The organism is Streptomyces venezuelae (genome assembly GCF_008642315.1).
In the GTDB taxonomy this organism is placed as follows: domain Bacteria; phylum Actinomycetota; class Actinomycetes; order Streptomycetales; family Streptomycetaceae; genus Streptomyces; species Streptomyces venezuelae_D.
Window position 1 is genome coordinate 1,307,192 of sequence record NZ_CP029192.1, and the last position, 24,117, is coordinate 1,331,308.

Here is a 24,117-nt window from a genome sequence, read left to right on the forward strand (position 1 = left end):
GCGTTTCCCCTGCTCCGCCGTGCCGTGGCCACGACGGCGACACCCCTGTCGACGTCGATGTGCCTCCGCCACCCCGGAGATTTCTTCACCCCGCATTCACACATCCACGTCCTCGTGCCCGGGTTTGCCTCGTCATGCCCGGCACGGAGGGAGGTTTGCCATGAACAAGCTGATTCCCCCGGTACGCCTGGCCCCGCCAGGCGAGAACCCCCGCCCCACCCCCCGCACCCGCAAGGCCGCCGAACTGGACGCACGCACCCGTGAGGTCGGCGCCCGACTCGCCGAACTCAGCGCGCTCCCGGCCCGCGACGTGCTGCGCGAGCTCAACTCCACGACGCGCGGCCTGCGTCAGGACCAGGTCCTTGAGCGCATCGAGCGGTACGGCGAGAACACCGTCGCCCACGAGCGCGCCCCGCACTGGACCGTGCAACTCGCCAAGTCCTTCTGGAACCCCTTCATCGGGGTGCTCGTCGTGCTCGCCGCCGTCATGTACTGGCAGGACCCGGCCGACCCCGGCGTCTACATCCTCACCTCGATGGTGCTGATCAGCGCGTTGCTCCGGTTCTGGCAGGAGTTCCGCTCCTCCCGGTCGGCCGAGGCCTTGAAGAAGCTGGTCACCACGGACTGCGCGGTGCAGCGGCGCTGGAGCGAGACCGCCACCACCGAAGAGATCCCGATGGAGCAGGTCGTCCCCGGCGACCTGGTGCGGCTCGCCGCCGGCGACCTCGTCCCGGCCGACCTGCGGCTCCTCACCGCCAAGGACCTGATGGTGAGCCAGGCCGCCCTGTCCGGCGAGTCGCTGCCCGTCGCCAAGGCCGACACGCGCGCCCACGACCTGGGCCAGCGGACCACCACGGACCCCGTGGAGGCCGACAACCTCTGCCTGACGGGCACATCGGTGACGTCCGGCACGGCGACCGGCGTCGTCGTCGCGACCGGCGCGCACACCTACTTCGGCTCCATGGCGAGCGCCCTTACCGGTGCCCGCCCGCAGACCGCCTTCGACACCGGCGTGCGCCGCGTCAGCTTCCTGCTGATCCGCTTCATGCTGGTGATGGTCCCGGTCGTCTTCGCGATCAACGGGTTCACCAAGGGCGACTGGGACCAGGCGCTGCTGTTCTCGATCTCCGTGGCGGTGGGCCTCACCCCCGAGATGCTGCCGATGGTCGTGTCGGCCAACCTGGCGCGCGGAGCCGTCGCCATGTCGAAGCACCAGGTCGTCGTCAAGCAGCTCAACGCGATCCAGAACCTCGGCGCGATGGACGTCCTGTGCACCGACAAGACGGGCACCCTCACCGAGGACCGCATCGTCCTGGACCGCTACCTCGGCACGCGCGGCGAGGAGGACCGCGAGGTCCTCGAGTACGCGTATCTGAACTCCCACTTCCAGACGGGACTCCGCAACCTCATGGACCAGGCGGTCATCGACCGGGTCGACGAGGCCGAGGAGGTTGTCGTCGACCATCTCTTCACGATGATCGACGAGATCCCCTTCGACTTCGCACGCCGTCGCATGTCCGTGGTCCTGCGCCGCAACGAAATCTCCGGCCCCGTCTTCGAGCACACGCTCATCACCAAGGGCGCGGTCGAGGAGGTCCTCGACCGGTGCGGCCACATGATGGACGGCGGCGAGCGCGTGCAGCTCACCCGGCAGCTGCGCGCACACGTCACGCACCTCACCGACCGCCACAACCGGGAGGGCCTGCGGGTCCTCGCGGTCGCCATCCGCACCTTCCCCGTCGACCCCGACACCCCCGAGCGCGAGACCTACTCGGTGGCCGACGAGACGGAGCTGACGCTCGTCGGGTTCCTCGCCTTCCTCGACCCGCCGAAGAAGGACGCGGCGGACGCGCTGCGGGCGCTCGCCGAGAACGGCGTCGCGGTCAAGGTCGTCACAGGCGACAACGAACTGGTCGCCGCGCGTGTCTGCGCCGACGTCGGCCTCGACGCGGGCGAGCTGGTCACCGGCGCCGTCGTCGATCTGGTCGACGACGGCGAGCTGATCGAACTGGCCCGTGGGACCACGGTGTTCGCGAAGGTCAACCCGGTCCAGAAGGCACGGATCGTGCGCGCGCTGAAGGCGGACGGACACACAGTCGGCTTCCTCGGGGACGGCATCAACGACGCGGCGGCGCTGCGCGAGGCGGACGTGGGCGTCTCCGTCGACACGGCGGTGGACATCGCGAAGGAGTCCGCGGACATCATCCTCCTGAAGAAGGACCTGATGGTCCTGGAGCGGGGTGTGTTGATGGGCCGTCAGACGTTCGGCAACACCATCAAGTACATCAAGATGACGGCGTCGTCGAACTTCGGGAACGTCTTCTCGGTCCTGGTCGCATCGGCCTTCATCCCCTTCCAGCCGATGCTCGCCATCCACCTCCTGGTGCAGAACCTCTGCTACGACGTCAGCCAGCTGGCGATCCCGTGGGACCGCATGGACAAGGAGTACCTGAAGAAGCCGCGGACGTGGGACGCGCGGGGCATCGGCCGGTTCATGGTGCGCGTCGGCCCGATCAGCTCGGTCTTCGACATCACGACCTTCGTGGTCCTCTGGCACGTCTTCGGGGCGGACTCCCCCGCGGAGCAGACCCTGTTCCAGACGGGCTGGTTCGTCGAGGGACTGCTGTCCCAGACCCTCATCGTGCACATGATCCGCACCCGGAAGATCCCGTTCATCCAGTCCCGCGCCTCGCTGCCGGTCCTGGTGATGACCGGCGCGGTGATGCTCCTCGGCCTCTGGCTGCCGTTCTCGCCGCTCGCCGGGGCGCTGTCGATGGAGCCGCTGCCGATGAGCTACTTCCCGTGGCTGGCCGGAACGCTGCTCGCGTACTGCGCGCTCACCCAGGTGGTGAAGGGCTGGTACATCCGGCGCTACCACGACTGGCTGTAGCAGCCACCCGGATACCTCCGGCACCTTGTAAAACCAGGTGCCGTGGGCAACCATGCACGGCATGACTGTGCGCGTCCACGGCACCTGCGCCCCGGGCTTCGAGGGCGTGCGAGCGGAGTTCGAGCGGAGCTTCGCCGAGCGCGACGAGCTCGGGGCGGCCGTCGCGGCCACCGTCGGCGGTGAGCTCGTCGTCGACCTGTGGGGCGGCGACGCGGACCGGACCGGCACCCGCCCCTGGGAGCGGGACACCCTGGTCAACGTCTACTCCACGACCAAGGGCATGACCTCACTCTGCGCCCATCTTCTGGTGGACCGCGGCGAGTTGGACCTGGACGCTCCGGTCACGCGGTACTGGCCCGAGTTCGCCGACGCGGGGAAGGCCGACATCCCGGTGCGCTGGCTGCTCAGCCACCGTGCCGGGCTCATCGCGCCGGGCGAGCCGATGGCGCCGGGCGCGGTGTACGACTGGGAGAAGGTGACCGAGGCACTGGCGGCGACGCGGCCGTGGTGGCGCCCCGGCACCGCCCAGGGCTACCACGCGGTGACCTTCGGGTTCCTGGTCGGCGAGGTCGTGCGGCGGATCACGGGAGTCTCGCTCGGGACGTTCCTGCGCACCGAGGTGACCGGCCCGCTGGGCGCCGACGTCCACGTCGGCACGCAGGAGAGCGAGCACGGGCGGTGCGCGGACATGGCGCCGCCCCTTTCGCGCGAGGCGCCGCCCTCCTCCACGCCACCCTCGCCCGCGTCCTCGCGGACCGTGTTCGGCGACGTGCCGAAGCCTCCCGTCACCGGCCTGTCGGACCACCCGATGGCGCCGGCCACCCTAGCCCTCCAGTACCTGCCGCTCGGCGACGTGAACGCCGCGGCCTACCGGTGCGCGGAGATCCCCGCCGCCAACGGACACGCCACCGCTCGCGGAATCGCCGCCGTGTACGCGGAGTTGGCGTGCGGACGGCTCCTCTCGTCCGGCGCGGTGGAGCGGCTGCGCACCTGCCAGAGCGACGGCGACGAGCCGGACCTCGTCCTGCGGACGGGCACCTCGCTGGCCGACACATGGCCGTGGGGCCTCGGCTACATGCTCAACCAGTATGGCCAGGCGGGCCCCAACCCGCGGGCGTTCGGGCACGGCGGCGCGGGCGGGTCGTACGCCTTCGCCGACCCGGAGAACGGCGTCTCGTACGCGTACACGATGAACCGCATGGGCGCGGGCACCTCGGGCGAGGACCTGCGCAGCGTCCACCTGGTAGGCGCGCTGTACGAGGGGCTGCGCGAACGGGGTCCCGTGCGCGGCAGATGATGGGCGCATGACTACCAGCAGAAGAGCCGTCTTCTTCACGGGCAGCGCGCCGGACCCCCGCTTCGGTTCGCTCACCACCGGAGACGAACGGGCCATGCTCAGCTACTTCGTGCGGTCCCAGCGCGAGACCCTGGAGCTCAAGTGCCGCGGTCTGGAGGACGAGTTGGCCGACCGCGCCGTCGCGCCCTCCGCGCTGTCGCTGCTCGGCCTGGTCCGGCACCTCACCGATGTGGAGCGACGCTGGTTCCGGATGGCCCTCGCCGGTCACGACGTGACCCCTCTCTACCCCACGCCCGACAACGCCGACGAGGACTTCGACGGAGCCGTGGCGGAGCCGGGCGCGATCGCCGCGGCCTGGGAGGCGTGGCGGGCCGAGGTGGAGTTCGCCGAGAAGTTCGTGGCCCAGGCGCCCGATCTCGACGTCGAGGGACAGAGCCCGCTGTTCGGCACGGTGTCGCTGCGCTGGGTGCTGCTGCACCTGGTCCAGGAGTACGCCCGCCACAACGGCCACGCCGATCTGCTGCGGGAGCGGATCGACGGGGCGGTGGGGCTGTAAGAGCCTGTGTCATGACAGGCGGCGCGCGGGACCGTGCGTCTCACGCGCCGGGGTGCTGGCCGGGCCCCCGGTCCTTGTCCGCGAGCTTGCTCGGCGACAGGTCCGTGGGGTCCTCGCCCGGTTCGAGGAGCGTGTTGGCGGGGCCGATGATCAGGGGGTCGGCCTTGCCGACGGCCTCCGTGTCCTTCGCCTCGTAGTCGAGCTGGAGCAGGAGGTGGCGCATGGCTTCGAGGCGGCCGCGGCGCTTGTCGTTGGTCTTCACGACGGTCCACGGGGCGTGCGGCGCGTCCGTGGCGCGGAACATCTGGACCTTCGCGTAGGTGTAGGCGTCCCACAGGTCCAGCGAGGCGATGTCGGTGGGGGACAGTTTCCACTGGCGCACCGGGTCGACCTGCCGGATCGCGAACCGCGTGCGCTGTTCCGCCCGGGAGACGGAGAACCAGAACTTGATGAGGGTGATGCCGTCCTCGGTGATCATCCTCTCGAACTGCGGAGCCTGCTCCAGGAAGTGCTGGTGCTCCTTCGGGGTGCAGAAGCCCATCACCGGCTCGACCCCGGCGCGGTTGTACCAGGACCGGTCGAAGAAGACGATCTCGCCGGCCGACGGCAGCTGGGCGACGTACCGCTGGAAGTACCACTGGCCCGCCTCGTGCTCGGTCGGCTTGTCCAGTGCCACCGTCCGGGCACCACGTGGGTTCAGCCGCTCGGTGAAACGCTTGATCGTGCCGCCCTTGCCCGCCGCGTCACGCCCCTCGCACAGCACCGCGATGCGCAGCCCCTGCTCACGCACCGTCTTCTGCAGCTTGAGCAGCTCGATCTGCAGGATCCGCTTGCGCCGTTCATAAGCGCTCCGGCCCAGTTTCTTCGCGTACGGGTAGTTCTCCCGCCACGTCTGCAGGGGCCGCCCCTCCTCGTCGAGGAGCACGGGGCGCTCCGGGCGCGCCTCGTCCACGGACAGACCCTCGAGCAGATCGTCCTCGTTCCGACCGGTCGGCTCCACCGCGCAGCCCTCTCCCTCTCCCAGTCCCTCGATGCCCTCACCGGACAGCCTGCCCCCGAGATCGCGTCTCAGCACTCGCAATCGCGTCGTGGGCGCCCCTCGGGAATAGCCGGGCGATCTTGTTGGTCATCTCTTGTGGCATATCGATGAGCGGGGATGTGAGGGAACCAGATGCCCAAGGTGTACGCGTTCACCCGGCACGGCGGGCCGGAGGTGGAGACCTTCCTCGACCTCCCGGTACCGGAGCCGGGGCCCGGGCAGCTGCTCGTCGCGGTGCGCGCGGCCGGCGTCAATCCGGTCGACTGGAAGCTGCGGGCGGGCAAGCGGCGCCCGGGGCAGGCGCCGCTCGCCGGTCACGAGGTGCTGGGCAGCGAGGTCGCCGGTGTCGTACGGGCGGTCGGGCCCGGGGTCGAGGGGTTCGCGGTCGGCGACCCGGTCTTCGGCAATCCGGTCACCGGCGGGTACGCGGAGTTCACGCTGGTCCCCGCCGACATCGCCGCCCACAAGCCCGACGCACTGTCGTTCGTCGAGGCGGCCGTGCTCCCGGTGGCCGCGGCGACCGCGTACGACGGACTGCGCCAGCTGGACCTGCCCGCGGGCTCGACCCTGCTGATCACGGGTGCCGGGGGCGGCGTGGGGGTGGCCGCGACCCAGATCGCCGTTCACTTCGGACTGCGGGTGGTGGGCACGGCGAGCGCGGGCAAGAAGGAGTTCGTCGAGTCCTTCGGCGCCGTCCACGTCGCGCCGGGTCCCCGGCTGGCGGAGCGCATACGTGAGGCGGCCCCGGACGGGCGCGTCGACGCCGTCTTCGACCTGGTGGGCGGCGCGGACCTGGCCGAGGTCGCACAGCTGCTCCCCGACCGCGAGAGGCTGATCACGGCGGCGGCCAAGGAGACGGTGACCGAGCTGGGCGGCGCTCCGGTGGCGCGGGCCCGCACGTCGGCGGTCCTGGACGAGATCGCGCTGCTCGCCGTGGCGGGCGTACTGCGTCCGCAGGTGACGGCGGCGTACCCCCTGGACCGCGCGGGCGACGCGCTGCGCGCGGTGGAGGACGGCCATGCGCGGGGCAAGACGGTGATCGAGGTGACGGCGTGACGACGCTGGTGGAAGAGGGCGGGGCGGCGGAGGCGGCGAGTCCGACGGAGAGGGCGGAGACTGCGGTCCTGACGGAGACCGCGGGCGCCCCCACACCTGTACCCCACCCCCTCGACAACCCCGCCCGCGCCTCCCTCACCGGGCCGCACGCGCATTTCGCGGAGGGTCAGGGGCGGGTGGTGCGGTATCCGGTCGACGTGTCGCCGTTCCTCGCGCTGCCCGATGACGTGACGGACGCGGACTGGGCCGACCTGGCCGCGCTCGCCGGGCCCGGCGCCGAGGTGCCGCTGCTCGCGACGACGGTACGGGCGCCGGAGGGGTGGGAGACGACGTTCGACGTGTCCGGGGTGCAGCTCGTGGACGACGGGGTGGCCGCCGCGCCGGACCCCGAAGCCGTGCGGCTCGGCCCTGACGACGTGCCCGAGATGCTGGATCTGGTCCGGCGCACGGAGCCGGGCCCCTTCGCACCCCGCACCGTGGAGCTCGGCACGTATCTCGGCATACGCCGCGGAGGCGCCCTCGTCGCGATGGCCGGGGAGCGTCTGCATCCGCCGGGCTGGACGGAGATCAGCGCGGTCTGCACCGACCCCGCACACCGCGGCCAGGGCCTCGGGACGCGTCTCGTCCTCGCCGTCGCGCACAACATCAGGGCGCGCGGCGAGCAGCCGTTCCTCCACACGTCGGCGGAGAACACCGGTGCCATCCGCCTCTACGAGTCGCTCGGTTTCCGGCTGCGCCGCACGACGGCGTTCCGCGGGGCGCGGGTGCCCGGGCAGGCGACCGCCGACAGAAAATGAGGGGACTGCGCCGCTCGTCGTTGATAGCTTCCGGATCATGCAGCCCGTAAGTGAGAACGAGATCCGCGCGTCCTTCGTGAACTGTTCCAAGGGCGAGGCCCGCAGACTCACCCTCCCCGCGGGCTTCGCCGACACCCCGTGGTCCGACCTGGACTTCCTCGGGTGGCGCGACCCCAAGGCCCCCGACCGCGGCTACGTGGTCGCGTGGCGGGACGGCGAGCCCGTGGGCTTTGCCCTGCGTGCCTCCACGGGGGCTCGCAAGAGCCTGCTCAAGTCCAGCATCTGCTCGGTCTGCGTGACACCGCAGTCCGGCTCCGGCATCGCGCTGCTCGTCGCCCCGAAGGCGGGCGCGGCGGGCCGCCAGGGCAATTCGGTCGGCATGTACATCTGCGCGGACCTGGCCTGCTCGCTCTACGTACGCGGGAAGAAGACCACGGCGCTCGCCCGCCGCATGGAGGAGAGCCTCACGCTGGAGGAGCAGAACGCCCGCACCCTGCAGAACCTGAACGGGTTCCTGGACCAGATCATCGCCGGCTAGCGACCGGGCCCGGCCCTGAAGCCCCTGCTAGACCGCGCGGGGATCCACCATCTGCAGCGCGAGCGTCGCCGACGGCTGCGCGAGGCCCGGGCCGCCCGCCTCGGCCCAGGCGAGTATCCCGTCGAGCGACTCGTCGTCCGTGACGAATCCGACCCAGGCCGCACGGCCGCCGCGCCTGCGTCCCTCGGACGACGGCTGGACCACGACCAGGTTGGCCTGGCCGCACGGGCCGAGGCAGTCGCTCGTGCGCACCGTGAACCGGCCCCGGGACGCCGCGGCGGCGGAGCGCAGCCGCTCCAGCTGCCAGGCGTGGTCGATGCCGGGGTTCTTGCGCGCGTCGCCGCAGCAGCAGCCCCGGCACACGACGAGCGTGCAGGGGCGGCGGGCTGCGGCACCGATGGAGACGACGGGACTCATACGGTGATCATCTCAGGTAGGCCAACCCTGGGTGCACCGCCCGGTAGCCGTCCACCAGACGTCGCGCCACCGCCACCGAGTCGACCAGCGGGTGCAGGGCGAACGCCTTGACGGCGGTGGCCGACGCACCGCTCTCCGCCGCCGCGAGCACCTCCCGCTCGACGGCCTTGACCGCGCACACCAGACCCGTGGCGTGCCCGGGCAGCGAGGAGACCGACATGGGGTGCGCGCCGTTGGCGTCGACGGAGCACGGCACCTCGATGACGGCGTCCGCGTCGAGCGCGGAGAGGGTCGTGCCGTTGCGGACGTTGAGGATCAGGGTCGCCCGCTCGTCGCGTGCGACGGCCCGCATCAACGCGAGGGCGACCTTCTCGTAGCCGCCTGACTCCAGGTCCTCCTCGGCACGCTCCCCCACGCCCGCCGCTTCCCTGTTCTCCGCCATGTAGGCGGCCTCGCGCTCGGCGAGGGTCTCGTTCCAGGTCTTGAGGGCGGGGGTGTCGTGGCTGCGCATCTCGTCGTAGAAGCGGGCCTGTTGGGCGTGGAGGAAGGCACCGCGGGTCCGTTCGGCCTGCTGGTAGGCGCGTACGGTCTCGCGATTGAAGTAGTAGTAGTGCAGGTACTCGTTGGGGATCATGCCGAGTGTCTGGAGCCAGTCGGCGCCGAACAGTCTGCCCTGCTCGAAGGAGACGAGGAGCGCGGGGTCGGCGAGCAGGCGCGGCAGTTCGTCGTGGCCGCCGATGTGCAGGCCCCGCAGCCAGCCGAGGTGGTTGAGGCCCACGTAGTCGATGAAGGCCTCGTCGGGGTTGCCGCCGAGCACCTGCGCGACCCTGCGGCCGAGGCCGACCGGTGAGTCGCAGATGCCGAACACGCGGTCCCCGAGGTGGCGGGACATGGCCTCGGTCACCAGGCCCGCCGGGTTGGTGAAGTTGATGACCCAGGCGTCGGGGGCGAGCCGGGCGACGCGGCGGGCGATGTCGACGGCGACGGGCACGGTGCGCAGGCCGTACGCGATGCCGCCCGCGCCCACCGTCTCCTGCCCGAGGACGCCCTCGGCCAACGCGACGCGCTCGTCGGCGGCGCGCCCCTCCAGGCCGCCGACGCGGATCGCGGAGAACACGAAGTCGGCGCCGCGCAGTGCCTCGTCGAGGTCGGTGGTGGCGGTGACGGTCGGCGCGTCGGGGATGCCGGTGGCCTGTTCGGCCAGTACGCGGGTGATGGCGCCGAGCCGTGCCGCGTCCAGGTCGTGCAGGACGACGTCGGTGACGCGGCCCTCGGCGCGGTCGCCGAGGAGGGCCCCGTACACGAGCGGCACACGGAACCCGCCCCCTCCCAGGATTGTCAGTTGCACGTCTGAACCGCCTTCCGTCGGACCGTTATCACCGGGGCTCACGTTACGTACGATGACGCGGCAGCGTTCCGATCCCCCACGGAGGTAGCGCCAGATGACCGTCTGGAAGGCATCAACCGCCCTGTTCGGCGCCGTCACGCTGGCGGTGATGACGGGCGGCGGCGCGTCGGCCGCGCCCGCGGCACCCGGTGGCTGGCAGGAGTCGGGCACCTCGCACGTCAACTCCCTGACCGGCAGTCAGGGCCTGGCCAGCCGCGCGGACGGCAGCCTCCTCTACCGAGGACTCGGCTCGATCCCCCTGGACCTGCGCATCAAAGGCTGGGGTCACATAGGCGACCCCGACATCGCCAAGGGCCACACCGTCGACGCCTACCAGGGCGGCGACACCGCGCAGTCGAAGATGTTCGCCGTCACCGCGCCGGACGGCAAGCGGCACCTCTACGAGCACAAGCTCGACGCGGGCGAGAAGCTCAACAACTCCTTCGCGGCCGTCTCCCCCGACAACCAGTGGCTGGTGTCCGGCGAGTGGGGCGACCAGAACCGCCTCCAGGTGTTCCCCGCGCCCCTGCTCAACCCCTCCACCCCGCCCACCGGCGGCGCGCTCCCCCAGGCCGGGCAGATCACGCTCGACAAGCCGGTGCGCGACATCCAGGGCTGCGACTTCGTCGCCGACACGCGTCTGGTGTGTGCCTCCAACGACGCGTCGAAGGAGCTGTGGCCCGAGGACAGGCCGGTGCTCCAGGTCGACCTGGAGCGGCCGCTCGACGGGAAGCCGGTGGCGGGCCGCGTCAGCAGTCTCTTCGCCGTGCCGCAGCGCAGCATCTGCTCCGGCTCGTTCGAGACCGAGGGCATCGACTACGACGCCGCGCGCCGCACCCTGCGCGTCCAGGTGGTGCCGCCCGCGCCGTGTCTGGTGACGACTGCGGTGTACGCGTACAAGCCGACGACCGGCTGAGCGCCAAGCCCCCGTCCGCCTGCCGGACAGCACGTGTGGGGCGCCGCGAGGCAGGGGAGGGTCGTGATCATGACACAGCACGACCAGGTGACCGCGGCCGCCCCCGCCCACGAGCGGCGCCCGATACGACAGCTCCTCGCGGCGTCGGTCGGCAACGCCGTGGAGTGGTACGACTGGTACGCGTACACGTTCCTCGCCACGTACATCGCCGACCAGGTCTTCCCGAAGAGCTCCGGCAACTCGCTCGTCCCGCTCCTCTCCACCTTCGCCGTCTTCGCGGTCGGCTTCTTCATGCGGCCCGTCGGCGGGCTGCTCATGGGCGCGGTCGCCGACCGGCGCGGCCGACGGGCCGCGCTGACCGTCACGATCCTGCTGATGGGCGGCAGCAGCCTGCTGGTCGGGCTGACCCCGACGTACGCGTCCGTGGGCGTGCTCGCGCCGGTCGTCCTCGTGCTCGCCCGGCTGCTCCAAGGGCTCTCCGTGGGCGGCGAGTTCGCCGCTTCGACGACGTTCCTCGTCGAATCGGCGGGCCCCGGGCGGCGCGGCCTCTTCTCCAGTTTCCAGTACGTGTCCACGAGCGCGGGCCAGCTCGCCGCGTCCGGAGTCGCCGCGCTCCTCGTCACTCTGCTCTCCGACGGGCAGATGGACGGCTGGGGCTGGCGGCTGCCCTTCCTCGTGGGGGCGGCGCTGAGCCTGGTCGGGTTCTGGATCAGGCAGGGCGCGCACGAGACGCACCGGGCGCCCGCCGACGACGGCGACCGTCCCGGCCTCTTCGACGCGCTGCGGCACCACCCGCGCCAGTCCCTGCTGATCTGCGGCATCACGGCCGGCGGCACCCTCGCCTACTACACCTGGACGTCGTACCTGCCGACGTACGCCGAGCTGAACACCGACATCAGCAAGAGCCAGGCGCTCCTCGCGGGCACGGTCGCGCTCGCGTTCTTCGCGGTGCTCCAGCCCGTCGGCGGCCTGCTGTCCGACCGGATCGGGCGCAGGCCGCTGCTGCTCTTCTTCGGCATCGGCTTCGCCGTCCTGAGCGTGCCGCTGCTCAAGTCCCTCACCGGCTCGTTCACTTCGCTGCTGCTCGTGCAGTGCGCGGGCATGGTGCTGCTCACCGGATTCACGTCGATCTCGGCGGCGGTCAACGCGGAGGTGTTCCCGGCGAGGGTGCGGGCGGCCGGGATCGGCTTCCCGTACTCGCTCACCGTGGCCCTGTTCGGCGGCACGGCCCCGTACATGGGAACGATGTTCAAGGAGATCGGGTCTCCTGGGCTCTTTCCCGTGTACGTGGCCGTGCTCTGTGTCGTCTCTTCGGTTGCCTATCTGCGGCTGCCGGAGACGGCGCGTCAGCCGTTGCCGCGGTGAGGCTCGTTCCCGACTGCGGGTTCGTCGTGGCTTGTCGCGCAGTTCCCCGCGCCCCTAAGCAACCCGGGGCACCTCGGCGATGGAACGCCCCGCCCACTCGGGAGGTTGCTCGGTCAGCCCTGTCAGGCGGTCGCGGATCTCGTCCGGGAAGGGCACCGCGCGGCCCGCGTTCTGGTCGACGTGAAGCGCGAGCAGTTCCGTCGTGGCCACGGGGGACGCGTCCGGCGCCGGTTCGTCGCCCTCGTCCTCCACGACGTACATCTCGTGCGTGAAGCGCGCCTTCTTGGCGTCGGCGCCCAGCAGGCGCGTGCGGACGGCGAGATGGGCGCCTTCGGAGACGTCGTTCAGGTACCGCACGTGCGCCTCGACCGTGTAGAGGGAGCAGCCGGTGGACTCGCGGTAACCGGCGTGCAGGCCCGTCTCGATCATCATGGCGTCCGTGGCGTAGCCGAAGACGAGGACGTAGAAGGCCTCGCTCATGTGGCCATTGTAGTCGATCCACTCGGGGCGGACGCGGTGCCGGGCCAGGGGCAGGAGCTGCGTCCGGGGCGTGGGCTCGCTCACTTCTTGCCTCCGTTCAGGCGGCCCGTGGCGCGCAGGACGTCGATGACGCCCTGGTCGCGCTCGGCGACGAGGTCCGCGATCGTGCGGCCGTCCGCCGCGTCGTCGCATCCGGCGACCACCGCGTCGTACAGCTTCTTGTCGAGCTCGGGCGCTTCGAGCCGCGTCCACGGCGACTTCAGGGACGGGCCGAAGTGGTCGAGCATGTGCGCCATGCCGCCCTCGCCGCCCGCGAGCGCGAAGGTGAGCATCGGTCCCATGAACGCCCAGCGCAGGCCGGGCCCTTCGGTGATGGAGTCGTCGATCTCGCGCACGGTGGCCTCGCCGTTGGCGACCATGTGCAGGGCCTCGCGCCACAGGGCTTCCTGGAGGCGGTTGGCGATGAACCCGGGGACTTCGCTCTTCATGGTGATCACGGACTTGCCCGCGACCTCGTAGAAACGGGACGCCCACGCCACGGCTTCTGCGTCGGTCCGCTCGCCGCCGACCACCTCGACGAGGGGTATCAGGTACGGCGGGTTGAAGGGGTGCCCGACGACGAGGCGGCCAGGGGTGGCGGCCTCGGTCTGCATGTCGGTCATCGGGTAGCCGGAAGTGGAGGAGGCGATGACGACTCCGGCGGGGGCGGCGGCGTCGAGGCGGGCGAGCAGGTCGCGCTTGAGCTCCAGCTTCTCGGGGGCGCTCTCCTGCACGAACTGGGCGTCGGCGACGGCCTCTTCGAGGGTGGCGGTGACGGTGAGGCGGTCCTGCGAGGCGCCTTCGGCGAGGCCGAGCTGGGTGAGGGCGGGCCAGGCGGCCTCGACGAGGCGGCGCAGCCGCTGCTCGGCGTCGGGGGCGGGGTCCCAGGCGGTGACGTCGTAGCCGCGGGCCAGGAAGTGGGCGACCCAGCCGCCGCCGATGACTCCGGCGCCGACGCAGGCGACGCGGCGGACCTCTTCGGGGGTGGTGACGCTCATGGGATGGGGGGTTCCTTTCGTCGCTGCGTGGGGGGGGCGCCCCTTCGGGGGCGCGGGGAACTGCGCGACCAGCCACATACGGCCCGCAGCAAGAGGCCTTACACCCGGGGCTTGAGGCCCAGCTTCTGGCGGGCCTCGTCGGGCGTGGCCACGCGCGAGCCCAGGTCCTCCGTGATCTGCACGGCGCGCTCGACCAGTTGGGCGTTGGTCACCTTGTTGCCCTTGCCGAGGTACAGGTTGTCCTCCAGGCCGACGCGGACCTGCCCGCCGAGCAGGATCGACTGGGCGACCCACGGCATCTGCATGCGGCCGAGCGCGAAGCTGGCCCACTGGGCGCCTTCGGGCAGCATGTTGACCATGGACTGGAGAACGCCCGGGTCGGCGGGGGCGCCCCACGGGATGCCCATGCAGAGCTGGAAGACGGTGGGGTTGTCGAGCAGTCCCTCGGCGAGGAGCTGCTTGGCGAACCACAGCTGCCCGGTGTCGAAGATCTCCAGCTCGGGGCGGACGCCGAGCTCCTGGATGCGCTTGGCGCCCTGGCGGAGCATCTCGGGCGTGGAGATGTAGAGGTTGTCGCCGAAGTTGAGGGAGCCGCAGTCGAGAGTGCAGATGTCCGGCAGCAGGTCCTCGACGTGCGGGAGGCGGTCCAGGCCGCCGACGAGGTCGGTGCCGGGCAGCTCGCCGAGGTCCTGCAACGGCACGATGGGGTCGATGACGAGATCGCCGCCCATGCCCGCCGTGAGGTTGATGACGACGTCGGTGCCGGTCTCCTTGATGCGCTCGACGACCTCGCGGTACAGGCGCGGGTCTCGGGAGGGCTCGCCGGTCTCCGGGTTGCGTACGTGGATGTGGACGACGGCGGCGCCCGCGTCGGCGGCCTCGACCGCCGAGGTGGCTATCTGCTCGGGCGTGACGGGCACGTGCGGGCTCTTGCGGACGGTGTCGCCCGCGCCGGTCAGGGCGGCGGTGATGATGACGTTGTCGTTCACGGGCATGCGGAACTCTCCCTCGGGGGTGGGGTGTTGTGTACGGGAAGCCTTCGTGCGGAGTGTCAGTGCGCGGTCAGCGTGGCGTCGACGTAGGCGACGAGGGACTCGTGCATGTCGTCCGGGCCCGCGCCCGGAGCGTCCGGCGCCGAGGCGAGGACCTGTGTGGCGAGGCCGTCGATCAACGCGGTCAGGCGCAGCGCCGCCGCCTCGGGGTCGGCGAGCCGGAAGACGCCTTCGGCGATGCCGCGGCGGATGACGTCGGCGACGGTGGTGCGCCACTGCCGGTAGTAGTCGGCGTGCAGTCGGCCCATGGCGGTGGAGCGGGCGGCCTCGGCCCACAGGTCGAGCCAGACGCTCCACTGCCAGCGCTGCTGCGGGGTGCGGGGGATCTGGAGCTCGATGAGCTGTCGCAGTTCGTCGGCGGTGTCGGCGGCGTCCGCGATCCGGGCCGCGCGGCGCGCCGTGTCCTCGTCCATGCACCAGCGCACCGCGGCCTCGAGGAGGTCGTCGCGGCCCGGGAAGTGGTAGTGGATGGCGGCGGTGCTGGTGTCGCAGGCCGCCGCGATGTCCTGGACGCGGACGGCGTGGAAGCCGCGCTCCGCGATGAGGCGGACGGTCTCGCGGACGATCTGCAGGGGGCGGCCGCCCTCGGGCGCCACGGCGCGCTCGCGCCGCGCGGTGGGCTCCGCGGGCCGGGCGGCCTCGTCACGGGCGCCGGCGGCGCCGAGCAGCCAGCCCGCGTCGACCCCGCCGGTGTCCGCGATGCGGGCAAGCTCCGCCGCCGTGAAGCGCCGGGTGCCGCCCAGTGACCGGGACAGTTTGGAGGGGTCCATGACGATGCGGCGGGCGAATTCGCGCTGGGTCACTCCGGCGTCGGCGATCACCTTGCGGACGCGGTCCGCCACCTCGGGGTCGTACTCCATGGTCGGCGACCCTACCCGTGCGTTGCGACAAACGCAACGCACGAACTGCAACGACACCGACATCGACCAGCTCTGATCGACCTTCCGGACGATAATTGCGCTTCTGACTGATGGATCAGTCAGATCTGTTGTCGTGGGTCGCCGGGCGCGCGGCAGCGGTGCGGCAGCGGAACCGGCGCGGCACTTGAGGCACTCTTCTGTCTGTGTCGCACGCATCCTCGCTCCCTCCCCAGCGCCCGCCGCTGCCCGCCACCGGCCACATGGTCGTGTGCGGCGGCGACAACGTCCTGGCCCACCGGCTCGCCGCCGAACTCCGCGGCGTCTACGGCGAACAGGTCGTCCTCGTCCTGCCGTCCGGGGCCGGAGAGCCGAACCGGCCGACGGGACGGGCCCTGACGACCGCACTGATCGGACGCATCACCGCCGCGGTGTCGCGCACCACCGGGAACGGGAACGGGACCGCGCACGGGACCGGCAACGGGAACGGCTCCGGTGAGGGCGGCGGTGGAGCCGACCTGCCGCGCACCCTGGAGGCCCCCGAGCTCACCGACGACGTCCTCGCCGACGCGGGCGTCCCGCAGGCCGCCGCGCTCGCGCTGATGCACGACGACGACGAGACCAACATCCGTGCGGCGCTCGCCGCGCGACGGCTCAACCCCCGACTCCGTCTGGTGATCCGGCTGTACAACCGCAAGCTGGGCCAGCACGTGGAGGAGCTGCTCGACCAGGCGGCGGCCGTGGCGGGCCTGGCGACGACGGACGCCAGCGTCACCGTCCTGTCCGACGCCGACACCGCGGCGCCCGCCCTCGCGGCCACCGCGGTTGCCGGCACCAGCAAGGTCGTGCACGCCGACGGGCTGCTGCTGCGCGCCGTGGAGCGCACTCCCCCTGCGCCGGGTCAGGTGGCGCCGCGCGGCCTCGCCACCCTCGCGCTGCTTTCGGCCACCGCCAACGACCCGGCGGGCGCGGAGGGTTCGGACGACGCGGGGGTCGGCGCGGGGCCCCGGCTGCTGCCCGACGACGCGGCCGTCGCCGCCGCTCCCGGCCGGGGCGCGCTGGTCCTGGAGACCGTCTCGTACTCGGGGTCCGCCCCGCCGCCCGGGTTCCTCACGGGGCGCGGCGTGCCGCTGCGCGAGCTGTTCTCGCGTCGCCTTCGCTGGTCGGTGGCGGGGTTCGCGGCGGCCGTCGTCGGCATGGCCATCGCGTCGATCGTCACCACCGAGGACACGACACCGCTGCACGCCACGTATCTGACGCTCCTCGACCTCTTCTCGATGAACGATCCGGCGACCGACGGACCGATGAGCCGCCAGATCCTCCAACTCCTCGCCGGCCTGGTCGGACTGCTCCTCCTGCCCATCCTCTTCGCCGCCGTCCTGGAGGCCCTCGGCACCTTCCGCACTGCGTCCTCGCTGCGCCGCCCGCCGCGCGGCCTCTCGGGCCACGTCGTCCTGCTCGGCCTCGGCAAGATCGGCACACGGGTCCTGGCGCGGCTGCGTGAGCTGGACATCCCCGTGGTGTGCGTGGAGGCCGACCCGGAGGCCCGCGGCATCTCCCTGGCGCGGCGGCTGCGCGTGCCCACCGTGATCGGTGACGTGACGGAGGAGGGCGTCCTGGAGGCGGCGAAGGTGCATCGCGCGCACGCGCTGCTGGCGCTGACCAGCGCGGACACGATAAACCTCGAAGCGGCCCTGTACGCACGGTCGGTGAAGCCCGACCTGCGGGTGGCGCTGCGCCTGTACGACGACGAGTTCGCGACCGCCGTCTACCGCACCCTGCGCGCCGCGCACCCCGGCGCCCTCACCCGCAGCCGCAGCGTGTCGGCCCTGGCCGCGCCCGCCTTCGCCGGGGCGATGATGGGCCGCCAGATCCTGGGTGCCCTGCCCGTCGAGCGCTCGGTGCTGCTCTTCGCGGCGCTCGACGTCTCGTTGCAGCCGCAGCTGACGGGCCGCAAGATCTCCGAGGTGTTCCGGCCGGGGGCGTGGCGCGTCGTCGCCCTGGAACGCGCGTCGGCCGAGGACCCGGCCGTCTCCTCGGGCCTGGAGTGGGAGCTCGACCCGGATTACGCACTGCGCCCCGAGGACCGCGTCGTCCTCGCGGCCACGCGCCAGGGCCTGGCCGAGCTCCTCGCCCGCAGACCACTGCCCGCCCAGCCCTGATCCGGCGCACCCATACCAACCGGACCGGGCCCGGATTGGTCTAGTCCTCATTTGGTTCAGACCATTGACATGCCTATGTCCACAGGGCTACTCCAATGAGCAACAACCGCGCGCCAGCACCCAGTTGACGCCTCCACACCTCTTGGATGGCCATGAGACGTATGCGTTCCCTCCGTGCCGCCCTCACCGCGGCGGCCACCGCGGTGGCCGCTCTGGGCCTGACCGCGATCTCGGGTGCCCCCGCCCAGGCCGCGACACCGCTCCCCGCCCATGTCTTCGCCCCCTACTTCGAGTCGTGGACGGGGGAGAGCCCGGCCGCCCTCAGCGCCCAGTCCGGGGCCAAACACCTGACCATGGCGTTCCTCCAGACGGCGACGAAGGGCTCCTGCACCGCGTACTGGAACGGCGACACCTCGCTGCCCATCGCCTCGACGTCCTTCGGCGCCGACATCAAGACGATCCAGGGGCGCGGCGGGGACGTCATCCCGTCCTTCGGCGGCTACACGGCGGACACCACCGGCACCGAGATCGCCGACAGCTGTACGGACGTCGACCAGATCGCCGCCGTCTACCAGAAGGTCATCACGACCTACGACGTCCCCCGGCTCGACATGGACATCGAGGTCGACGCGCTGGACAACACCGCCGGCATCGACCGACGGAACAAGGCGATCAAGAAGGTCCAGGACTGGGCCGCCGCCAACGGGCGCAAGCTGGAGATCTCCTACACCCTGCCGACGACGACCCGGGGCCTGGCGCCCAGCGGTCTCGCCGTGCTCAAGAGCGCCGTGGCCAACGGCGCGCGGGTCGACGTCGCCAACCTCATGACGTTCGACTACTACGACAACGCCGCCCACGACATGGCGCAGGACACCAAGACGGCCGCCCAGGGACTGTACGACCAGCTCGCCAAGCTCTATCCGGGCAAGACCCCGGCCCAGCTCTGGGGCATGATCGGCATCACCGAGATGCCGGGTGTCGACGACTTCGGACCGGCCGAGACCTTCACGCTCGCCAACGCCAGGCAGGTGTACGACTGGGCGGTCGCCAAGGGGATCAACATGATCTCCTTCTGGGCGCTCCAACGCGACAACGGCGGCTGCCCGGGTGGCGCCGCCGCGGACAACTGCTCCGGCATCGAGCAGAACACCTGGGACTTCTCCCGCATCTTCGCGCCGTTCACCAGCGGTGAGACCGCGCCGAAGGACGACTTCTCGGTGACGGCGGACCCGGCCGCGGGGACGGTCAAGGCCGGTGGTTCCGTCAGCGCGACGGTGAAGACCGCGGTGACGGCGGGCTCCGCCCAGACCGTGAAGCTCGACGCCTCCGGCGCGCCCGCCGGTGTCAGCGCGTCCTTCAGCCCCGCGTCGGTGCAGGCCGGAGAAACCTCGACGCTCACGCTCAGCACGACCGACGCGGCCGTCAACGGCACGTACCGGATCACCGTCAACGGCGCGGGCCCCTCGGCCGCCCACTCGGTGACGTACTCCCTGACCGTCACCGGCGGCAACGGCAACCAGTGCACGGCCGCGCCCTGGGCCGCCGACGCGGTCTACACCGGCGGCCGGCAGGTGTCGCACAAGGGCCACAACTGGAAGGCGAAGTGGTGGACGACGGGCGAGGAGCCCGGCACCACCGGACAGTGGGGCGTCTGGCAGGACCTCGGGGCCTGCTGAGCGGCACCCCGGTGCCGCCCGTCAGCCCTCGACGGGCGGCACCGGCAGGACCTGCCGCAGATGCGGGTCGGGGTGGAAGTCCCTGCGCCACTCGCGCGGGTAGCCGACGGACGCCTCGATGTGGGGGACGCCGTCGTGGACGGTGGTGCGCGGGATGTGCAGGTGGCCGTAGACGACCGCGGCCGCCTCGTACTTCACGTGCCAGTCGGCGGAGCGTTCGGTGCCGCACCACAGGGCGAACTCGGGGTAGCGCAGGATGCGGGTGGGTTCGCGCAGCAGCGGCCAGTGGTTGATCAGGACGGTCGGCAGGCCTTCGGGGCGATCGGCGAGACGTTCCTCGGTGTACTTGACGCGGGCGCGGGACCAGTCGTCGCGGGTCGGGTACGGATCGGGGTGCAGGAAGTACTCGTCCGTGCAGACGACGCCCGCCTCGTGGGCGACCTCCAGCGCCCGCTCCTTCGTGTGCGTGCCCTCGGGTCGGAAGGTGTAGTCGTAGAGGAGGAAGAGCGGCGCGACGACGACGGGGCCGCCCGCCCCCTCCCACACGGGGTAGGGGTCCTCGGGCGTCGCGATGCCCAACTCCCGGCAGAACGCGACGATGTGCTGGTACCGCTCCTCGCCGCGCAGCTGGACCGGATCGTCCTTCGGCGTCCACAGTTCATGGTTGCCCGGCGACCACACCACCTTGGCGAAGCGCCCGGCGAGCGTGCGCAGCGCCCACTCGATGTCGGCCATGCGCTCGGCGACGTCGCCCGCGACGATCAGCCAGTCCCCGTCCGTCTGCGGCCGGATCGTCTCGACGTAGGTCCTGTTCTCCGCGTACGCCACATGCAGGTCGCTGATCGCGAGCAGCTTCGGAGTGTTCTCGGATGCCATCACTCTGCGAGGCTAACCGAGCCGCCCCGGCGGCGCGGCGGCCGAGCCCGGCGCCGGGGCCTCGTCAGTGGTGATCGCTCTCACCCCGCTGAACCGCCATGTACTCCTCGGGTGTCGCCTTCGGCACCTGTGCCTTGGGGCCGTACATGGCGCGGGCGAGGCGGGCTCGGAGGCGTTCGGTCGGGCGGATCTTGCGGGTGACGCCGTTGGCGTCGACCACGGGGCCCACTTCGTAGGGGCGGGGCTGTTCGTGGGCGGTGAGGCGGTACAGCTCGGACTGGGGCAGGCGTTCGTGGATCTCGACGTACTCGCCGTGCGGCAGGCGTCGGATCGTGCCGGTCTCCCTGCCGTGCAGCACCTTCCCCTGGTCCCGGCGCTGCAGGCCGAGGCAGATGCGGTGCGTGACGAAGAAGGCGAGGACGGGCACGACGAAGGCGCCGATGCGCACGAACCACGTGACGGCGTTGATGGAGAGCTGGAAGTGGGTCACCCACAGGTCGTTGCCGCCGCCGACCATCAGCACGCCGAACAGCGCGAGCCAGGCGACGCCGAGCCCGGTGCGCACCGGCGCGTTGCGCGGCCGGTCCGCGATGTGGTGCTCCCGCCGGTCGCCCTTGACCCAGGCCTCGATGAACGGATAGACGCCGATGGCGACGAGGATGAGCGGGAACAGCAGGAAGGGGATGAAGACGCCCAGGTTGAGTGTGTGGCCCCAGGCGTTGATCTCCCATCCCGGCATCACCCGGATCAGTCCCTCGGAGAAGCCCAGGTACCAGTCGGGTTGAGCGCCGGTGGAGACCAGGTCTGGGCGGTAGGGGCCCATCAGCCAGACCGGGTTGATGGTGGCCACCGCGCCCATGATCGCGAGGACGCCGAAGACGAGGAAGAAGAAGCCGCCCGCCTTGGCGATGTAGACGGGCAGGAACGGCGCCCCGACCACGTTCTTCTCCGTCTTGCCGGGACCGGCGAACTGGGTGTGCTTGTGGTAGAAGACCAGGATCAGGTGGAAGACGACGAGTCCCAGCATGATGCCCGGCAGCAGCAGGATGTGGATCGGGTAGAACCGCGGAATGATGTCCTCCCCCGGGAACTCCCCGCCGAAGAGGAAGAAGGAGAGGTACGTCCCGATGACGGGCGTGGCGAGGATGGCGCCCTGCATGAAGCGGATGCCGGTGCCGGAGAGCATGTCGTCGGGGAGCGAGTAGCCGGTCAGGCCGGTGAGGATGCCGAGGAACAACAGCGTCCAGCCGAAGACCCAGTTGATCTCCCGAGGCTTGCGGAACGCGCCGGTGAAGAACACCCGCATCATGTGCACGAGCATCCCGGCGACGAAGACGAGCGCGGCCCAGTGGTGGATCTGCCGGATGAGGAGGCCGCCGCGCACCTCCATGCTGATGTCCACCGTCGACTCGTACGCCCGGGTCATCTGGATGCCCTTGAGCGGCACGTACGTCCCGTCGTACGTCACTTCGGACATGCTCGGGTCGAAGAAGAGGGTCAGATAGGTGCCGGTCAGGATGAGGATGATGAAGCTGTAGAGGCAGATCTCCCCGAACATGAACGACCAGTGGTCGGGGAAGATCTTGCGCATCTGGGTGCGGGCCAGGGTGTTGATGCCGAGTCTGCCGTCCGCCCAGTCGGCGATCCGCTCTCCTTTGCCTGGCCGTACAGGTCGTGCAGTCGTCCCCGTGCGCTCGATGCGTCCGCTCATGCGCGACTCCCTTTCAGGCGGTTCCAGGGTAGGTCGCATAGGTGACGGATCCAACAGCCGTGAATGTGACAACTCACCCCGGTGGCGTCAACCGGTGGAGTCGCAGAGCGAGTTGGATCTCCAGGGTGCGGGCGGGGGTGTTCCAGTCGTCGCCGAGGAGCCGCGCGACGCGTTCCAGGCGCTGCACCACGGTGTTCACATGGACGTGCAGCGCCGTCTTGGCCCGCGTGAGGCTGCGGTCCTGGCCGAAGTACGCCTCCAGGGTGCGCACCAGTTCCGTGCCGCGCTCGGCGTCGTAGTCGAGAAGCGGGCCCAGTGTCGCCCTGACGTAGCCGCCGAGGTCGGCCTGTTCGCCGATGAGCAGTCCGACGAAGCCGAGGTCGGCGAGGGCCGCGCCGTGCCCGGTGTGGCCGAGGGCGCGCAGCGCGGAGAGGCAGCGCAGGGCCTCGGCGTGCGCGGCGGGCAGTCCGGCGGGCCCGGTGGCGGGGCCCGCGGCGCCGACGGTGACCGGGGCGCCCACGGTCTGGCCGAGCGTCGCGGCGAGCGCGGCGGCGTCGGCGCCGGGGGTGACCGCGGGGGTCACGATGACCACGTTGTCGTGGTGGAGACCGGCGAGGCCGCTGTGGGTGCGGGCGGTGCGGTGCGCTGCGGCGAGCAGCCGCGGCCGGGGAGCGCTCTCGGTGTGGGCGACGAACACCCCGTGCGGCCGGTCGAGCCGGACGCCGAGGCGGCGGGCGCGGCCGGTGAGGCCCGCCGGATCTCCGGAGGGGGCGAGCAGGTCGCCCAGGAGTTCGCCGCGTACGCGGTCCTCGGTCTCGGCGACGGACCGGCGAAGGAGCAGGAGCAGCGCGGTGACGATGCTCGCCCGTTCGAAGAGCCGCCGGTCGGTGTCGGCGAGTGCGGGGCGGCCGGTGAGGGCGATGCTGCCGAGGAGTTCGGGCCCCGCGAGGACGGCGCACACCCAGGTGCCGTCCTGCGGTACGGCGCGCCCGCTGGCGCGTGAGGCGGCGACGGCCGGGGCGGGCGGCGGGAGGGGGCCGGTGCCGGTGCGGGCCAGTTCGACGCCGTCGGCGTCGTGGATGAGGGCGCCGCCGTCGAGGAGCGCGGCGATGCCGTCGGCGACCTCGTCGGCGCCGCCGCCGCGCAGCACGAGGTCGGTGAGCTGGTCGTGGGCCTGTTCGGCGCGCCGCATGGCCCTGCTGTGGGCGCGGATGGTCTCGGTGGCGGCGTTGAGGTCGACGAGCGCGGCCCGGGTCTCCTCCAGGAGGCGGGCGCCGTCGATGGCGATGGCGGCGTGGTCGGCGAGGGAGGAGAGCAGCACGATCTCCTCCGTGGCGAACTCGCGGGCGGCGCGGTCGGCTGCGTACAGCACTCCGATCACGCGGGAGCCGAGGCGCAGCGGTACGCCGAGGATGGCGCGGAGCCCTTCCTGGAGTACGGCGCTGTCGATGGCGTCGGTGTGATGGAAGCGGGGGTCCTGCTGGTAGTCGTGGGTGACATAGGGGCGGGCGGTCTGCGCGACGAGGCCGCCGAGCCCTTCGCCCATGCCGAGCCGCAGTTGCTGGAAGGCGGCCGCGATGCTGCCGTCGGTCACCCGCATGTAGGTGTCGCCCGCGGTCTCGTCGTTGAGCGAGAGGTACGTGACGTCGGTGCCGAGGAGCAGTTTGGCGCGGCGCACGATGGCGCGGAGCACGGCGTCCGGGTCGCGGAGGGCGGCGAGGTCGCTCGCGGTGTCGAACAGGGCGGTGAGCTCGGCCTCGCGGCGGCGGTGCGCGCCGAGGGTGCGGTGGATGCGCAGCGCGACGTCGGTGGCCTCGTCGAGGGCGGTGAGGTCGTCGGCGGTGGCGCCGGCCTCGCGGGCGCGGGCGGCGGGGCGCGCGAAGTCCTCGGCGGGCGCGCCCCGGTCGAGCAGGTCGAGCAGGCCGCGCAGGCCCGCCTGGGGTTCGGCGTGGCCCGCGCCCTGGGTGGTGGGGAGCATGGGGCGATGGTCTCCCGGCGGGGTGGGTGC

The 24,117-nt window shown here is 71.6% G+C and carries 20 protein-coding genes; 10 read left to right on the plus strand and 10 right to left on the minus strand.

Annotated features, from left to right (window positions below; all coding sequences use genetic code 11):
* Window positions 1-160 precede the first annotated feature (160 nt).
* The 3 genes from mgtA (at window position 161) to DEJ48_RS05385 (ending at window position 4,743) form a co-directional block, all read left to right on the plus strand.
* Window positions 161-2,890 carry a magnesium-translocating P-type ATPase gene (gene mgtA, locus DEJ48_RS05375; RefSeq protein WP_150214942.1) on the plus strand — a complete coding sequence of 910 codons (2,730 nt, stop codon included), beginning with the start codon at window positions 161-163 and terminating at the stop codon, window positions 2,888-2,890.
* A gap of 61 nt (window positions 2,891-2,951) precedes the next feature.
* Window positions 2,952-4,187 (plus strand): serine hydrolase domain-containing protein, encoded by a 1,236-nt coding sequence (locus DEJ48_RS05380; protein WP_223831907.1) that lies wholly within the window; start codon window positions 2,952-2,954, stop codon window positions 4,185-4,187.
* Between the two features lie 7 nt (window positions 4,188-4,194).
* Window positions 4,195-4,743, plus strand: a complete 549-nt coding sequence (locus DEJ48_RS05385) for a DinB family protein (protein ID WP_150214946.1) — start codon at window positions 4,195-4,197, stop codon at window positions 4,741-4,743.
* 40 nt (window positions 4,744-4,783) lie between these two features.
* Here the strand turns inward: DEJ48_RS05385 and ppk2 are convergent, their stop codons facing one another.
* Entirely contained in the window at window positions 4,784-5,743 is a 960-nt protein-coding gene (ppk2, locus tag DEJ48_RS05390; protein WP_190537218.1) for a polyphosphate kinase 2, read from the minus strand.
* A 171-nt stretch (window positions 5,744-5,914) separates the two neighbouring features.
* On the opposite strand from ppk2, the gene DEJ48_RS05395 reads away from it, so the two are divergent.
* From DEJ48_RS05395 to DEJ48_RS05405, 3 genes are all read left to right on the plus strand, one after another.
* Window positions 5,915-6,838, plus strand: a complete 924-nt coding sequence (locus DEJ48_RS05395) for an NADP-dependent oxidoreductase (RefSeq protein ID WP_150214948.1) — start codon at window positions 5,915-5,917, stop codon at window positions 6,836-6,838.
* A gap of 68 nt (window positions 6,839-6,906) precedes the next feature.
* The gene (locus DEJ48_RS05400; RefSeq protein WP_150220979.1) at window positions 6,907-7,635 is read left to right on the plus strand and encodes a GNAT family N-acetyltransferase; all 729 of its coding nucleotides are present in this window, start codon (window positions 6,907-6,909) and stop codon (window positions 7,633-7,635) included.
* Between the two features lie 37 nt (window positions 7,636-7,672).
* Window positions 7,673-8,173 carry an FBP domain-containing protein gene (locus DEJ48_RS05405; protein WP_150214950.1) on the plus strand — a complete coding sequence of 167 codons (501 nt, stop codon included), beginning with the start codon at window positions 7,673-7,675 and terminating at the stop codon, window positions 8,171-8,173.
* A gap of 27 nt (window positions 8,174-8,200) precedes the next feature.
* On the opposite strand, the gene DEJ48_RS05410 is transcribed toward DEJ48_RS05405, so the two are convergent.
* On the minus strand, window positions 8,201-8,590 hold the full coding sequence (locus tag DEJ48_RS05410; RefSeq protein WP_150214952.1) for a (2Fe-2S) ferredoxin domain-containing protein: 390 nt from the start codon (window positions 8,588-8,590) through the stop codon (window positions 8,201-8,203).
* A 7-nt stretch (window positions 8,591-8,597) separates the two neighbouring features.
* Window positions 8,598-9,938, minus strand: coding sequence for a 6-phospho-beta-glucosidase (locus tag DEJ48_RS05415; RefSeq protein ID WP_190537220.1), 1,341 nt, complete (start codon window positions 9,936-9,938; stop codon window positions 8,598-8,600).
* Between the two features lie 94 nt (window positions 9,939-10,032).
* On the opposite strand from DEJ48_RS05415, the gene DEJ48_RS05420 reads away from it, so the two are divergent.
* Window positions 10,033-10,893 (plus strand): hypothetical protein, encoded by an 861-nt coding sequence (locus DEJ48_RS05420; protein WP_150214954.1) that lies wholly within the window; start codon window positions 10,033-10,035, stop codon window positions 10,891-10,893.
* 69 nt (window positions 10,894-10,962) lie between these two features.
* Window positions 10,963-12,258: an MFS transporter gene (locus DEJ48_RS05425; RefSeq protein WP_150214955.1), complete on the plus strand. Its 1,296-nt coding sequence runs from the start codon at window positions 10,963-10,965 to the stop codon at window positions 12,256-12,258.
* Window positions 12,259-12,312: 54 nt separating this feature from the next.
* Here DEJ48_RS05425 and DEJ48_RS05430 read toward each other — a convergent pair whose 3' ends face one another.
* The 4 genes from DEJ48_RS05430 to DEJ48_RS05445 all read right to left on the minus strand — a co-directional run bounded on the left by DEJ48_RS05430 (window position 12,313) and on the right by DEJ48_RS05445 (window position 15,687).
* A complete protein-coding gene (locus DEJ48_RS05430; protein WP_411757422.1) occupies window positions 12,313-12,822 on the minus strand; it encodes a thioesterase family protein in 510 nt (169 codons plus the stop codon).
* A complete protein-coding gene (locus DEJ48_RS05435; RefSeq protein WP_150214960.1) occupies window positions 12,819-13,775 on the minus strand; it encodes a 3-hydroxyacyl-CoA dehydrogenase NAD-binding domain-containing protein in 957 nt (318 codons plus the stop codon). Before DEJ48_RS05435 ends, DEJ48_RS05430 begins: the two co-directional genes overlap by 4 nt.
* Before the next feature lie 98 nt (window positions 13,776-13,873).
* Window positions 13,874-14,770 (minus strand): 3-keto-5-aminohexanoate cleavage protein, encoded by an 897-nt coding sequence (locus DEJ48_RS05440; protein WP_150214962.1) that lies wholly within the window; start codon window positions 14,768-14,770, stop codon window positions 13,874-13,876.
* Between the two features lie 56 nt (window positions 14,771-14,826).
* Complete coding sequence (locus tag DEJ48_RS05445; RefSeq protein ID WP_150214963.1) at window positions 14,827-15,687, minus strand: TetR/AcrR family transcriptional regulator; 861 nt, start codon at window positions 15,685-15,687, stop codon at window positions 14,827-14,829.
* A 260-nt stretch (window positions 15,688-15,947) separates the two neighbouring features.
* Here DEJ48_RS05445 and DEJ48_RS05450 point away from each other — a divergent pair, with 260 nt between their 5' ends.
* Complete coding sequence (locus tag DEJ48_RS05450; RefSeq protein WP_150220981.1) at window positions 15,948-17,846, plus strand: potassium channel family protein; 1,899 nt, start codon at window positions 15,948-15,950, stop codon at window positions 17,844-17,846.
* Between the two features lie 152 nt (window positions 17,847-17,998).
* Window positions 17,999-19,522 carry a chitinase gene (locus DEJ48_RS05455; protein WP_150214965.1) on the plus strand — a complete coding sequence of 508 codons (1,524 nt, stop codon included), beginning with the start codon at window positions 17,999-18,001 and terminating at the stop codon, window positions 19,520-19,522.
* Window positions 19,523-19,543: 21 nt separating this feature from the next.
* Here the strand turns inward: DEJ48_RS05455 and DEJ48_RS05460 are convergent, their stop codons facing one another.
* The 3 genes from DEJ48_RS05460 to DEJ48_RS05470 form a co-directional block, all read right to left on the minus strand.
* Window positions 19,544-20,398 (minus strand): metallophosphoesterase family protein, encoded by an 855-nt coding sequence (locus DEJ48_RS05460; RefSeq protein WP_150214967.1) that lies wholly within the window; start codon window positions 20,396-20,398, stop codon window positions 19,544-19,546.
* 64 nt (window positions 20,399-20,462) lie between these two features.
* Window positions 20,463-22,109 carry a cytochrome b gene (locus DEJ48_RS05465; RefSeq protein WP_150214969.1) on the minus strand — a complete coding sequence of 549 codons (1,647 nt, stop codon included), beginning with the start codon at window positions 22,107-22,109 and terminating at the stop codon, window positions 20,463-20,465.
* Between the two features lie 73 nt (window positions 22,110-22,182).
* The gene (locus DEJ48_RS05470; protein WP_150214971.1) at window positions 22,183-24,087 is read right to left on the minus strand and encodes a helix-turn-helix domain-containing protein; all 1,905 of its coding nucleotides are present in this window, start codon (window positions 24,085-24,087) and stop codon (window positions 22,183-22,185) included.
* Window positions 24,088-24,117: the final 30 nt, after the last annotated feature.